The 13,549-nt window shown below is 45.3% G+C and carries 9 protein-coding genes; 1 reads left to right on the plus strand and 8 read right to left on the minus strand.

The genetic code is table 11. The annotated features are described in order from the left end of the window. Positions 1 to 222: 222 nt before the first annotated feature. The 5 genes from MAF46_RS03495 to aroC all read right to left on the minus strand — a co-directional run bounded on the left by MAF46_RS03495 (position 223) and on the right by aroC (position 7,496). Complete coding sequence (locus MAF46_RS03495) at positions 223 to 1,854, minus strand: peptide ABC transporter substrate-binding protein (protein WP_060785646.1); 1,632 nt, start codon at positions 1,852 to 1,854, stop codon at positions 223 to 225. Positions 1,855 to 2,393: 539 nt separating this feature from the next. Continuing rightward, entirely contained in the window at positions 2,394 to 4,061 is a 1,668-nt protein-coding gene (locus MAF46_RS03500; RefSeq protein WP_018640755.1) for a CTP synthase, read from the minus strand. Continuing rightward, positions 4,054 to 4,536 carry a type II 3-dehydroquinate dehydratase gene (gene aroQ, locus MAF46_RS03505; protein WP_060785652.1) on the minus strand — a complete coding sequence of 161 codons (483 nt, stop codon included), beginning with the start codon at positions 4,534 to 4,536 and terminating at the stop codon, positions 4,054 to 4,056. Before aroQ ends, MAF46_RS03500 begins: the two co-directional genes overlap by 8 nt. A gap of 72 nt (positions 4,537 to 4,608) precedes the next feature. Beyond that, entirely contained in the window at positions 4,609 to 6,312 is a 1,704-nt protein-coding gene (locus MAF46_RS03510; RefSeq protein ID WP_060785647.1) for a bifunctional shikimate kinase/3-dehydroquinate synthase, read from the minus strand. Then, positions 6,309 to 7,496 (minus strand): chorismate synthase, encoded by a 1,188-nt coding sequence (gene aroC / locus MAF46_RS03515; protein ID WP_060785648.1) that lies wholly within the window; start codon positions 7,494 to 7,496, stop codon positions 6,309 to 6,311. The genes MAF46_RS03510 and aroC overlap by 4 nt, the downstream gene beginning before the upstream one ends. A gap of 209 nt (positions 7,497 to 7,705) precedes the next feature. On the opposite strand from aroC, the gene MAF46_RS03520 reads away from it, so the two are divergent. Next, positions 7,706 to 8,224: an A24 family peptidase gene (locus MAF46_RS03520; protein WP_060785649.1), complete on the plus strand. Its 519-nt coding sequence runs from the start codon at positions 7,706 to 7,708 to the stop codon at positions 8,222 to 8,224. Positions 8,225 to 9,078: 854 nt separating this feature from the next. On the opposite strand, the gene mltG is transcribed toward MAF46_RS03520, so the two are convergent. The 3 genes from mltG to alaS are packed head-to-tail and all read right to left on the minus strand — an operon-like array spanning position 9,079 to position 13,500. Then, on the minus strand, positions 9,079 to 10,236 hold the full coding sequence (mltG, locus tag MAF46_RS03525) for an endolytic transglycosylase MltG (protein ID WP_060785485.1): 1,158 nt from the start codon (positions 10,234 to 10,236) through the stop codon (positions 9,079 to 9,081). Then, on the minus strand, positions 10,229 to 10,759 hold the full coding sequence (gene ruvX / locus MAF46_RS03530; RefSeq protein ID WP_060785484.1) for a Holliday junction resolvase RuvX: 531 nt from the start codon (positions 10,757 to 10,759) through the stop codon (positions 10,229 to 10,231). Before ruvX ends, mltG begins: the two co-directional genes overlap by 8 nt. A 53-nt stretch (positions 10,760 to 10,812) precedes the next feature. After that, a complete protein-coding gene (gene alaS / locus MAF46_RS03535) occupies positions 10,813 to 13,500 on the minus strand; it encodes an alanine--tRNA ligase (RefSeq protein WP_060785483.1) in 2,688 nt (895 codons plus the stop codon). Positions 13,501 to 13,549 lie beyond the last annotated feature (49 nt).

The following is a 13,549-nucleotide window of genomic DNA, read 5'->3' on the forward strand; positions in this document are numbered from 1 at the left end:
TTATATATTTACTTAAAAATTCGCATAGCACACACCCAACTTGTGGCTTGCATATTGATTTAACCCAACCTAAGTAAAAACACAAAGTGCTGCCTCGAACAGCGGATAGAATTTTGTAATTTTATTCGCCATTCGAAGGCAGCAGCACGTTTTTACATGCTATTTAATTATGATTTATTTTTTAATAGCTACTTGATTTTAATAGCTACTTGATTTTGATCTTTACTTGTGGAGCTTGTAGTAAAGTGGCATATTCTGCCAATCCATTACAAAGCCCTTCAAGCTTGGAACCATAACAGCCTTAGCGTTCGCGTAGAACAGTGGGATGTATGGAAGATCCTCAAGAAGAATCTCGTTAGCTTGCTGATAAAGCTTAGTTGCCTCAGCTGGCTTAGAAGAAGCAGCCTTCTTAAGCAAAGCATCAAACTTAGGATTCTTGTAATCAGCTTCGTTAGAGCCATTGCCATCTGCAGCAACAGAAGCAAATTCCTGAGTCAAGTAGTTTTCTGGGCTTGGGTAATCTGGCATCCAGCCTGCACGCCATGCGCCCTTAATCTGACGCTGTTCGCATGCGTTACGGAACTCTTGGAATGTTGGAACTGGAGTGGTTTCAGCATTAATTCCAAGATGATTCTTGAGGGAGTTTACAACTGCGTCGAACACAGACTTAGCGTTGCCATCGGCGTTGTAAGTAAAGGTAAGAGGACCATCATACTTAGAGATCTTATCTGCCTTTGCCCAAAGCTCCTTAGCCTTTGCGGCATTAAACTTAAGATTTTCGTGACCCTTAAGATCTGCCTTGTAGCCTGGAGTCAAAGGAGAAGTGAACTCGTTTGCAGGAGATGCAGTGTTGTTAAGAACCTTCTTGATGATGGTTTCGCGGTCGATTGCCATAGAAACAGCTTGACGACGCAAGCGGCCTTCTTCGGTAGTTACATCGAAATGTGGCAATTTTGCATGAATACCGAACTGCTGGATTACAGAACCTGGACGGTTGTATGCCTTAACAGTAGTATCCTTTTGGAAAGTCTTGGTTTCGGTATCTGGAATGTTATCGGTCATATCAAGATTGCCAGACTGAACATCGCGGTAAGCAGCGGTGCCGTCGGTGTAGATCTTAAAGGTAATGCCGTCATTCTGAGCCTTGCGTGGACCTTCGTATGCTGGGTTCTTTACAAGTTCGATCTGCTTGTTGTGATCCCAAGACTTAAAGAGGTATGGACCAGAAGAAACTGGCTTTTCGCCATAAGCCTTTGGATTCTTGTAGAAGGATTCTGGAAGAGGAGCGAATGCAAGATAACCAACCTTAATAGCAAACACAGAATCTGGCTGGTTCAAATCAACAGTAAAGGTGTACTTATCTACAACCTTTAAGCCAGAAAGCTGCTCGTCGCCCTTAGTATCATTCTTCTGCAAGTCTTCGTAGCCCTTAATGGTTTGGAAGAAGGAAGAGCACTTCTGAGCATTCTTAGCGTTTGCTACAAAGCTCCAAGCCTTAGTAAAGCTTTCTGCGGTGATTGGAGTGCCATCGCTGAACTTCTTATCTTTCTTAAGCTTAACAGTGTATTGGGTTGCATCCGCGTTTGGAGTTACGCTCTCGGCATCTTCGTTTACCGTATTGCCTTTTTCATCAAAAGTGACCAACGTGGAGTTGACCAGCAAACCAATGCGACCACCAGCATTTTCGTTAATGTTTCCTGGAACAATCTCATTCTGAGGCTCGGAGTTGTTTACAGTAATAACAACCTTGCCACCATTTGTTTGAGCGGTCTTCGAGGCAGAAGAACCACATCCACCGAGCAGCATAGCAACCGAGCACGCAGCTGCGGCAAAAAGTAATGCCTTATTCTTCATATGTTTTCTCCTAACGTCGGGTATGGCAGGATTCAATTAAATATCACGAAAAAGTCTCATTACAAGCTTTGCAAAGCCTTTACGCTTTACAGGCTCTATAGGCTTAATAAATAAAATCCACCTAGTATTTATTGCCAGATGGATTCTTTGCAAAGCCAATAAGGAGGCCTCTTCGTTGATTAAAATTCAATCATACGGATTTTATTAAACAACGCAAGCTCAAAGTCTAAATGTAAAATTTACTGTTATTTTGTCTATAAACAGTAAAAACAACTATTGTAATAGAAAAATATTAGATTAAATCGTGTTTTATGAGATATTTTGCCAAGTCTTTTACATCTGCAGTGATATTACAAAAATGTAAATTTACATCTGGAATATGTAACAATCATGTTAAACGATGCAAAATATGCAACAAGATGATTAAGTATTAATCAAAATAAAAAGTGGTGTAAAATCGCACCCAAAAATACGAGTCTACACCACTTAATAATTTAAGTCAAGTAGCTAATCGAATCTAGTCAAATAGTTTGATTAAATCACTTAGCGTTATTTGTTTGATGCTCAAGAGCAGCTGCCACTAATCCAGCAAACAAAGGATGAGGCTTAGTTGGACGAGACTTAAACTCTGGGTGAGCTTGAGTTGCAACATAGAATGGGTGAACACTCTTTGGAAGCTCCACAAACTCAGTCAAGTTACCATCTGGGCTTTGGCCGCTAATACGCAAGCCAGCTTCGCGCAAACGATTCTTATATGCCACGTTCACTTCGTAACGGTGACGATGACGCTCAGTAACATGCGTAGTGCCGTAAAGCTCAGCAACAATAGAGTCTTCCTCAAGCGTTGCAGGGTAAGAGCCAAGTCGCATTGTGTGACCCATATCTCCTTTACCAGCCACGATATCCTTCTGCTCTTCCATAGTCGCAATTACTGGATCGCCACAATCCTTCTCGAACTCAGTGGAATTAGCATCCTCAAGCCCAAGCACGTGACGAGCGTACTCAATAACCATAGATTGCAAGCCAAGGCAAAGGCCAAGCGTTGGCAAGCCATGCTCGCGAGCGTAACGTAGCGCGCCAATCTTACCTTCAATTCCACGAATGCCGAAGCCGCCTGGAATAACCATGCCGTCCATTTGGTCAAGAGCTGCAGCAGCACCTTCTTGAGTTTCGCACTTGTCCGCAGCAACCCAGCGCACGTTAACTTTAGCCCAGTTTGCAAAACCGCCAGCCTTAATTGCCTCCGTAACGGAAAGGTACGCATCTGGTAAATCAATGTACTTTCCAACGATTGCAATGTTTAGCTCATGCTTTGGATGATGAACGCGCTCAAGCAAATCTTCCCACTCGTTCCAATCAACATCGTGGAATGGAAGCTCAAGCTCGCGCACAACGTAAGCATCCAAGCCCTCGTTGAACAAAATCTTTGGAACATCGTAAATGCTTGGAGCATCCACGCAATTCACAACGCCTTCTGCATCAACATCGCACATAAGCGAAATCTTGTCTTTAATGCCTTGATTAAGAGGGCGATCTGAACGCAAAACAAGCGCGTCTGGAGAAATACCAAGAGAGCGAAGCATCATTACGGAATGTTGAGTTGGCTTAGTCTTCAACTCGTGAGCTGCAGCAATATAAGGCACCAAGGAAACGTGCACAAACATGCAATTTTCTGGGCCTAAATCGCGGCGAACTTCGCGAGCAGCCTCCAAGAATGGCTGCGACTCAATATCTCCAACAGTACCGCCGATTTCCGTAATAATAACGTCTACATCGTCGCTAGCTTGCGCACGCATACGCGATTTAATTTCGCCAGTAATGTGTGGAATAACTTGCACGCACTGACCCAAATACTCGCCAGCGCGCTCTTTTCTAAGCACGGATTGATAAATCTGGCCAGTTGTAACATTAGCTTTTTGACTTAAGAAAACATCAAGGAATCGCTCGTAGTGACCAATATCAAGATCTGTTTCTGCGCCATCTTCTGTAACGTAAACCTCACCATGTTGGAATGGGTTCATTGTGCCTGGGTCAACATTGATGTAAGGATCAAGTTTTTGTTGCAAAACGTGAAGACCGCGGCTTCGCAAAAGCCTACCTAAAGACGATGCAGTAAGACCTTTTCCGAGGGACGAAACAACGCCACCAGTAACAAAAATATGCTTTGTAATATGCTCCTGAGAGTTACCATGTTTTCTTCTAACCATGGAACTCCATAGTATCTTCGAGCCTCGACTCGGGTGTTATACAATGAGCAACAGCTTCTAGTGCAAGCTTGTAACCGTACAGCCCCATGCCTGTAATAGTTCCAGTTGCAACAGCGCTAATAACGCTAATTTTACGAAAAGCATCGCGCGCAGAAGGATTAGAAATATGCACTTCCACTAGCGGCACTCCAGCATCCAAAACCATGTGAGCAGCATCCGCGAGCGCATAACTGTAGTGTGTAAAAGCAGCAGGATTCATAACAACAGGAGTATGCGTATCAGCTGCTTCGTGCATCCAGTGCACCATTTGTGCTTCGTCGTCACTTTGACGCACTTCTACTTGCAAATTAAGCTCTTGCGCCCACTTTTTGCAAAGCGAGCACAGTGCTTCAAAATCTTGATTGCCATAAACGTCTGGCTGGCGAACGCCTAATCGCCCCAAATTTGGGCCATTTACTACCAAAACTTTGCGCATATTTATCACATTTTCTCGATTTTCTCGATTTTCTCGATTTTCTGCATCTACCATTTCTGCATCTACCATTTTCTAGCTTCTAATCTTATTAAACGCTTCGCGAATCGCCTCCAGCGGCGGATTATCTAAGTGAATCGGGTTTCCAATCCCGTCTAAAACAACAAATCGCAAGGTGTTGCCTCTAGCTTTTTTATCTTTATGCATCAAATCAAGAACCTTATTAAAAGCATCGTCACTACTGCCGCCTCCATTCCAAGATATTGGCAATCCAAGTGACTTTAAAAGTGAACGATGATACTCAACGTCTTCTGGACTTAAATAGCCCAAATTTTGCGCAAGCTCCGCCGCAAAAACCATTCCAACAGCAACTGCGTTTCCGTGACGCCAAGAAAAATGCTCTATTTGCTCTATTGCATGCCCAAGAGTATGGCCGTAGTTCAAAAACTCGCGTAAACCTTGCTCTTTTAAGTCGTTAGAAACATGATACGCCTTAACGCGCACGCTTTTTTCTATTAAATCGCAAACCATATTGTTCAAGTGTGAATCGCTTAAAACAGAAGAGCCATCGAGAGTGCGTAATTTGCTAGCATTTTGCGGATTTTCCAGAATTTTTAGGATGCTCGTATCGCCAATAAACCCTGATTTTGCAACCTCTCCTAAGCCTTCAACAAAAATATCGTTAGGAAGAGTAGAAAACGCGCAAGTATCTGCCAAAACGCCTGCAGGCGTGTAAAAACTACCAACCAAATTCTTGCCAAACGCAGTATTTACGCCAGTTTTTCCGCCAGTCGAAGCGTCTACCATAGCAAGAAGCGAAGTTGGGCAATTTACGTAACGGATTCCGCGCATCCAAGTAGATGCAACAAATCCAGCCAAATCTGTGGCTGCTCCACCACCCAAGCCAACAATCGCATCCGAACGCGTAAAACCAGCATTTGCAAGGCGCGACCACACAAAATCAGCAACCTTAACGGTTTTGCCAGCCTCTGCGTCTGGAATAAGAATGTCGAAAACATCGTAGCCAGCAGCGCGCAAAATAGCTCTTGCTTTATCGCTATGCCTTTGAACAGGCTGAGTGTGAATCAAAGCTACTCGAACAGGCTCTTTTCCAAGCATTTGCGGCAAAAGACTCATAGCACCAGCGCCAATATGAACATTATAGTTTTCAATATCTTTGCCACTTACATGCACAATTCGTTGCATAATCATATCTTTCAGCTTTCTTGCGGCAGGTTTTGGCGTTAATCCATAAACGCGAGCGTGCAAATTCGCTACTTTACAAAACACGGGGTCTCTTCTAGCAAACAAATCCAACCACCGTTTTGCTCCGTCTTTGCCGTTTAGCATAGGGCGATTTGAATTCCAGCTTACGCGCTCAATTGCATCGTTTGGATCCACTTGCAAGTAAACAACGCGGCCACCGAGTTTTGTATATTTTTTTAAGACTTCTTGCGTTTGTGGGCGCATTGGGGAGCCGCCGCCGAGGGCGATTATTGGGGCAGATTGCTCAGAATCTGCAAAAATAGCATTTTTAACAATTTGAGCTTCAATATCTCTAAAAGACTCTTCGCCAAAATCCTTAAAATATTGGCTAATCGGCATATTGATTTTTTGCTCAATTAAATCGTCTGTGTCTACAAAAGGAACATTCAAAATATGCGCTAATTCCTTGCCAACACGCGTTTTTCCAGCTGCAGGCATGCCGATTATAACAGCTAACGGCATTTTGTATTTAGGCACACTGTGAGTGGAACTTTGCAAAGATTCTTCGCTCATCTCATATGCTCTTTCCAAGATTGAACGTAATTCTTAGCATTCCTAGCGGTTTCTTCTAGCGAATCTCCACCAAACTTTTCTAACGCATACTTTGCAAGCGTTAATCGAACCATTGCCTCTGCAACTACGGAAGCTGCTGGAACTGCTGTAAAATCGGAGCGCTGATTAATTGCCTGCGCTGGCTGGCCAGTAAGCACATCTACCGTTCTCAAAGCACGCGGAATAGACGGAATAGGCTTCATTGCAGCGCGCACGCGAATCGTCTCTCCATTTGACATTCCACCTTCAATGCCACCAGCACGATTGCTAAGGCGCGCAATGTTGCCATCTTCGCCTGTTACGATTTCGTCGTGAGCAACCGAACCAGGGCGATTTGCTTCTTCAAAACCATCTCCAATTTCCACGCCTTTAATGGCCTGAATTCCCATAAGCGCCGACGCCAACGCCGCATCCAATCGGCGATCCGACTCAACATACGTTCCAACTCCAGCAGGCATGCCGTATGCCAAAACCTCTACAACACCGCCAAGCGTATCTGCATTGGCTTTTGCTTCATCAATGCGAGACATCATGCGCGCTTGCGCATCTTTATCTAGAGTACGAACAGGCGAAGCATCCAACGCCTCAATATCATCTGGTGTTGGCAGGGCTAAACTTTTGCTTACATATTCGCCGCCAATCCCAATAACGTGTGCAACTGTGCGCACACCCAACGCTTGGTGCAAAAACGCATCAGCTACAGCACCTAAAGCCACACGGGAAGCCGTTTCCCTGGCACTCGAACGCTCCAAAACCTCGCGAGAATCACTAAAACCGTATTTACGCATGCCTGTTAAATCCGCATGCCCTGGGCGAGGCCTAGAAAGAGGCGCGTTACGGCCTTCTTTTGGCAAATCGTGGTCTAGCGGATCTGCGCTCATCACTTCCACCCACTTTGGCCACTCGCTATTTGCGATTTCGATTGCAATTGGAGACCCAAGAGTAACACCGTGGCGAACGCCTGTAAGCAAACGCACTTTGTCTTGCTCAAACTTCATTCGCGCTCCGCGACCATATCCAAGTCGTCTACGCGCAAGAGCAGAAACAATGTCTGCGCTAGTAATCTTAACTCCTGCTGGCATGCCTTCAATCATTGCCACCAGCGCTTCACCATGCGACTCCCCTGCCGTTTGCCATCTAAGCATGCCTTCTCCAATCGCGTTATGCGTTATATTTATTGCTATAAATCTTGTACTTTGTAATGCACACTATTCTAAATCTGTATTCGATTCTAAATCTGTATTCTACTAACCACTAAGTATTGCTCATAATCCACGTAATCAATCGCAAAAGCCTTTAACCACATTGAGCAAAATTTGTTGCAATGCAATTTTCGCTTATTTAGCATAATCAAATGAGTCAGTTTATTATAGCGTGTTTATTTGCAACGCCAACGCTTATATGCATGATTGCATTGTGTGCAACGGATTTAACAAGCCGCATTGTGCCTAGACTTTGGGTTGTACTAGCTGCTTTTGCGCAATCTGCAGCAAACCTTATTTTTTCGCTGATTACTTTTCATAATGTTAATTTTCTTTTGCGCGGCTGGCTTTGTGCAGTAACAGTTTTTGCATTCTACGTTTTGGTGCAAAAACTTTGCGTGCGCGGAGCACTTGGATTTGGCGATGTTACATGCGCTTCTATGATTGCTCAAGCTTTGGTGCTATTTGGATTCACCTGCATAATCTACTGGTTTGCATTAGTTGGAATATTTGGATTAATTTGGATTTTAGTGTGGAAAATCTGCTCTAGAGTCTGCTTGCGATTTTTCCGCGTGCATCTTGTGCAAAATGAACAAAATAAAATCCCGTTCGTACCCGTATTAGCTGCATCTGCAATCATCGCTGTTATGCTTTCCGCTTTTTGTAGTTGATTTTGCCGTTTAGAGCTACAAAAAGCGGAGTTGTTTTCCGTGCTTTGTTGTTTATGATGACTTTTGTTCAGTATTTTGTGCATTTCTTGTAGTGCGATTGTACTGAATTTCCGTGTTTTTTGATACAAACGCACTACAAGGCAGGTCGTCGTTCGCACGGATTAGCCGTGCGAACGTCTTCGCTTGCGTTGAAAGCACACTGTGCTTTCAACCTTAAGCAAGCTCAGCGCTCCGAATTACCTTTTCGCGCTACGCTCTAAGCGAAAAGGTAGGTCGGAGCGCAAGTAAGGTGGAGATTCGAGATTTTTCGCAGCGAAAGAGGCGAGCCTCAGCGTCGCTAGATGGTGACTCGCCGAGAGAGCAAGAAAAATCGAGAATCTCAGGTGATTAAGCAATACGCAATTGTTCAAGCATGCAAGAGGGCTGGGTGATTCTTGGTCGAACAGTATAAGAGCGGCAGCCGATACCAAATAATCCAATGGCTCACGCCTACAAACAAACTTCAACCAAAAACAAAATCAAAGCCAAATCGGAACAACCGCAACAACAAAAAACACGTAAGAGGCGGAGCGTTGTGAGACAAGAATTAGCCAGCCCTCCTACACACAAAACAGGAAGTCGCGCAAGGCTAAGTAAGAAATATCGCTCGCGCGGATTAGCCGCGCTCACGTCTTCGCCGCGCAGAAGCAGCGCTTCTGCCTTGAGCGGCTCAGCGCGCCAAATTGCCTTCGCGCGCTACGCTCTAAGCGCTCCGGCAGGTTGGCGCGCCTGCGAGGAGAGAAATACTCAAACCTCGCGCAACAACAAGTAGGAAATATCGCGCTACGCTTTAAGCGAAAAGGTAGGTCGTCGCGCTAGTTAGCGTTTTCGTTGGAACGCTTATACTCGTCGCGAATCTTTAAGAAATCGTCGTAGTTATCCGCAAACTTAGTTTCGCCAGTCTTTAAGTTAGTAGTAACAAAATAAATCCACGACCCATTTGCAGGATTAAGCGCCGCCAAAATCGCATTATCTCCAGGAATGCTTATAGGAGTAGGTGGCAACCCCTTGTGAATCCTAGTGTTGTACGGATTGCTTGCATCGTCTAGATGCGATTGCGTAAGCTTAATCGCCTTAATTCCAATGCCGTATGCAACCGTAGTATCCATTCCCAAAGGCATGTCTTTAGCTAAACGATTTAAGATTACGCGCGAAACTTTGCCGTAGTATTCACGATTATTGACTTCTGCTTCTGCAATGGAAGCAATTTTAAGAACTTTTTGACGCAAATCACCCCTAGGAACGCCTAGAGAATCAAGCTTTTTAATGCGCTCATCTACCATTTTTGCCAGTATCTTGCTAGCTGATTTAATGGCTTTTACGTTGTAAACTCCAGGCTCCAACCATCCTTCAAAGCTTCCGCCAGCTTCTGGCGGCAAAATCCCCTCGCCGTCCGCTTTTTGAATAGCGTTAAATTGAGCAATGTCAATTCCCGAGATTTGTGCAGCCTTGCGAATAACCTCCGTTGCGCGCTCCCCTGCTTTAACGTCTAGGAATCCGCCAGCCTTGCTTTGATCGGAAAGAATTTCCACTACGTCCATTGAATTCATGTGTTTTTTAAGCGCGTAAATTCCTGGGTACAAAATCTTGTTATTTGCTGCAACAATGTTAGAAAAAGTGGATTGCGACTTTACAACCTGCGCCTTAACAAGGTTATTTCCCACTTCTACAGCTCCTTGGCCTGGTTCAATCGTAAATTCAACGAATCCACTTCCAGGACCTGGCCAGTCTTCCATTATTGACGACTGACTATTGTTTCTTACATAAACCGCAACGCGATATAAGCCGTATCCAACAACAAATAGCAACGCAAAAACTAGTGCAAGAATGAATGCGACTATACGATTTCTTTTACTTTTGCGATTTCTACGCGCATTTCTTGCTTTTCGCGATTTTGGCGGAACAGGTGGATTGGATGAATTGTGACTCCATTTAGCGTTTTGATTGAAAAAATCGTCTATATTCTCACTCATTAAACGCTTCCTTTCTGATGAAGTCACTTTGCGAGTCACTTTGCGAGTCGCCTTTTACATTTTTGCAAGCATTTCTGTAATCGTCAATCGCAGATTGCAAAATCAATACTGCCGATTGCTGATCAACCATTGGACGATGCTTTTTAGTGGAAAAATCAGCATCTAACAATTGCCTATGAGCAGTAACTGTTGTTAGCCGTTCGTCGTTAAAAACGATTTCTGGAATAAAATCAAGCGACCAATCGCCATAATCAAAAAGCGATTTAATGCGCTTGGCTAAATTAGCACCCCATCTGCGCGCTTTTTTAGCAGACTTTCCTTCGGATCCGTCTAACTGTAAAGGCAAACCAACTACGACTCGGCTCACACTATTGTCTTCTATAACGTTAATAACGTCTTCAATCGCATTAAATGAGTCGCCATAGGCTTGAATATTACCGATTGGGTGAGCAAAAGTCAGCTCAGGGTCGGAAAGTGCAAGTCCGACCCTGGCGTCACCTAAATCAATACCTAACCACACCATGAATTTCGTGCTGCTCTTGGTAAAGATTATATCGTTCTGTTTTAAGCGGATAGCTACGCATTATGCGAGCTTAGATGCTGCTTCACAGCTTCCAACGCTTCGTTAATCTTAGAAGCGTCCGTACCGCCGCCTTGAGCGAAGTCCGGCTTTCCGCCGCCGCCACCGCCAAGAACCTTGGAAGCGGTACGAACCAAGTCGCCAGCCTTAGCTCCAAGTACGCGCGCAGCCTCGTTTGTAGCAACAGCAACCATTGGCTTATCATCCTCGTTTACGCCGCACAACACGACTACTGCAGGAGCATCCTCGCCTAAGCGAGCACGCACGTCGAGCACCGTCTTACGAAGCGTTTCGAACGAGCCGAAGTTACCAACGTTCTTAAGAGCCAACTTAATGTTTCCGGCAGCAGATTTAGCAGCCTCAATCAGAGCTGGAACGGAATTAGCAAGATGAGACTCGTAAACGGCTGCAAGCTTACGATCCGAATCCTTCATCTTGTTAAGCAAAGATTCCAAACGTTCAACCAACTCGTCTGGGCGAGCGTTCACCATGTCTGCAAATTGAGCAACCAAAGCATGCTCGCGAGCGCCATATCGGTACGCTTCTTCGCCGCAAAGCGCGTCGATTCTGCGCACACCAGAGCCAATAGAAGACTCAGAAAGGATTGTAACCATACCAATCTTGCCAGTGCTCTTAGCATGAGTACCGCCGCAAAGCTCGCGGCTCCAGCCATCGCCAATCTCTACAACGCGAACAATATCGCCATACTTTTCGCCGAACAAGTGCATTGCGCCAAGCTTGAAAGCATCGTCAATCGGCATCTCTTTTGGAACAACTTGCAAGTCTTCGCGAATACGCTCGTTTACGCGAGCTTCTACGCGTAACAACGCATCTTTATCAACAGCCTTTGGCCATTGGAAGTCAAAGCGCAAACGATCTGGATCTACTACCGAACCGCGCTGAGTTGCCTGCGGGCCAAGCTCTTCTCGCAAAGCCTTGTGAAGAGTGTGTGTAGCAGTGTGGCTTCTAGCCAAAGCAGCACGGCGCACCTGGTCAATATTTGTGTTTACAGGAGCACCAACGCTAAGAGTTCCTTCAGTAAGTCGGCAGCTGTGAACAATCAAATCCTTAATCGGACGCTGAACATCGTCAACTTCCAAAATCGCGCCGTCATCGGAAATAATCTCGCCCTGATCAGCAATCTGACCACCGCGCTCAGCATAGAATGGCGTGCGATCAAGAATAACTTCAACGTTTGCAGGAGCGCTAACACTTTTAACAGCACCCTTACCGGCTTCAACAATCGCCAAAACGTTTGAACGGCTGGAGAAGTCTGTGTAACCGAGGAAGTCGATTGGCTTTTCAAGTTCTTTCTTAATGTCGTCGTAAACGCTAACATCCACATTGTGACGCTTCTTCAAAGCATCCGCGCGAGCGCGACCTTTCTGCTCGCTCATAAGCTCGCGGAACTTAGCTTCATCAACCTTAACACCCTGCTCAGCAGCCATCTCAAGAGTCAACTCGATTGGGAAGCCGTAAGTATCGTGCAAAGTAAATGCGTCGGAGCCGCCAACAATAGGGTCATCCTTGTGTTCTTTCTTAGCTTTTTCAACAGCCAAGTCAAGAATAGTCGTACCCTTTTCTAGAGTGCGGCGGAACGCATCTTCCTCACCGTATGCAGCTTCGCTAACCTCGTGGAAAGTGTTATTAAGCTCTGGATAGCTTGGCTCCATAGCGTCCTTAGAAACTGGGAACAAGGTTGGCAAAACTGGGTCTTGCACGCCAAGCATGCGCATTGCGCGAACAGTTCTGCGAAGAAGACGGCGAAGCACGTATCCGCGGCCAACGTTGCTTGGACGCACGCCATCGCTCATAATCATCAACGCGGAACGCACGTGATCTGCTACAACGCGGAAACGAACATCCGCATCGGCGTTGCTGCCGTACTTTACGCCGCTAAGTTTTTCTGCAGCTTCAATAACTGGATAAACTTCGTCAGTCTCGTAAATGTTTTCCTTGCCTTGCATAAGGTAAGCCAAACGCTCCAAACCAGCGCCTGTATCAATATTCTTTTGATCAAGCTCACCAACAATGTGCAAATCGGTCTTAGACTTTACGTTGTCTACCTGGAAGTTCTCAAAAACCAAATCCCAAATCTCAATAAAACGAGATTCGTCTGCAGCAGGACCGCCATCCTTTCCATATTCTGGACCGCGATCCACGTAAATCTCGGAGCATGGGCCGCCAGGGCCAGGGCCACCAGTAGTCCAGAAGTTATCTTCCATGCCAAAAACTTGCATGTGCTCTGGATCAAAGCCCTCATTCTTCCAAATTGCGCGAGCTTCGTCGTCGTCGGTATAAGTAGTAACCCACAGCTTTTCTGGGTCAAAACCGTAGCCGCCCTTATCTTGAGGAGTTGTTAAAAGCTCCCAAGCGTAGTGAATTGCTTCTTCCTTAAAATAGTCGCCAAAACTAAAGTTACCAACCATTTGGAAGAAGGTACCGTGGCGAGTTGTTTTACCAACTTCGTCAATATCGAGCGTACGTACGCACTTTTGGTTAGACGTCATTCTGCGAGAAGGAGGCGTTTGCTCTCCTAAAAGATAAGGTATGAATGGAACCATGCCTGCAATCGTGAAAAGCGTCGTTGGATTTGGAGAAATCAGCGATGCAGAAGGCACGACCATATGTCCATGATTACCAAAATAGTCAAGATAACGCTTTGCAATTTCTGCTGTGCGCATGGGTACGAACTCCTTTTTTATTTATCAGACTTAGTATAAGACTACTTAG

Source organism: Gardnerella pickettii (assembly GCF_029226345.1).
Lineage (GTDB): Bacteria > Actinomycetota > Actinomycetes > Actinomycetales > Bifidobacteriaceae > Bifidobacterium > Bifidobacterium piotii.

What these genes read in the sequence shown, in the direction of transcription:
- aroC (WP_060785648.1), bottom strand. Translation starts at nt 7,496, where the DNA reads ATGCTTAGATGGCAAACGGCAGGGGAGTCGCATGGTGAAGCGCTGGTG.
- MAF46_RS03520 (WP_060785649.1), top strand. Translation starts at nt 7,706, where the DNA reads ATGAGTCAGTTTATTATAGCGTGTTTATTTGCAACGCCAACGCTTATA.
- mltG (WP_060785485.1), bottom strand. Translation starts at nt 10,236, where the DNA reads ATGAGTGAGAATATAGACGATTTTTTCAATCAAAACGCTAAATGGAGT.
- ruvX (WP_060785484.1), bottom strand. Translation starts at nt 10,759, where the DNA reads ATGGTGTGGTTAGGTATTGATTTAGGTGACGCCAGGGTCGGACTTGCA.
- MAF46_RS03510 (WP_060785647.1), bottom strand. Translation starts at nt 6,312, where the DNA reads ATGAGCGAAGAATCTTTGCAAAGTTCCACTCACAGTGTGCCTAAATAC.
- aroQ (WP_060785652.1), bottom strand. Translation starts at nt 4,536, where the DNA reads ATGCGCAAAGTTTTGGTAGTAAATGGCCCAAATTTGGGGCGATTAGGC.
- alaS (WP_060785483.1), bottom strand. Translation starts at nt 13,500, where the DNA reads ATGCGCACAGCAGAAATTGCAAAGCGTTATCTTGACTATTTTGGTAAT.
- MAF46_RS03500 (WP_018640755.1), bottom strand. Translation starts at nt 4,061, where the DNA reads ATGGTTAGAAGAAAACATGGTAACTCTCAGGAGCATATTACAAAGCAT.
- MAF46_RS03495 (WP_060785646.1), bottom strand. Translation starts at nt 1,854, where the DNA reads ATGAAGAATAAGGCATTACTTTTTGCCGCAGCTGCGTGCTCGGTTGCT.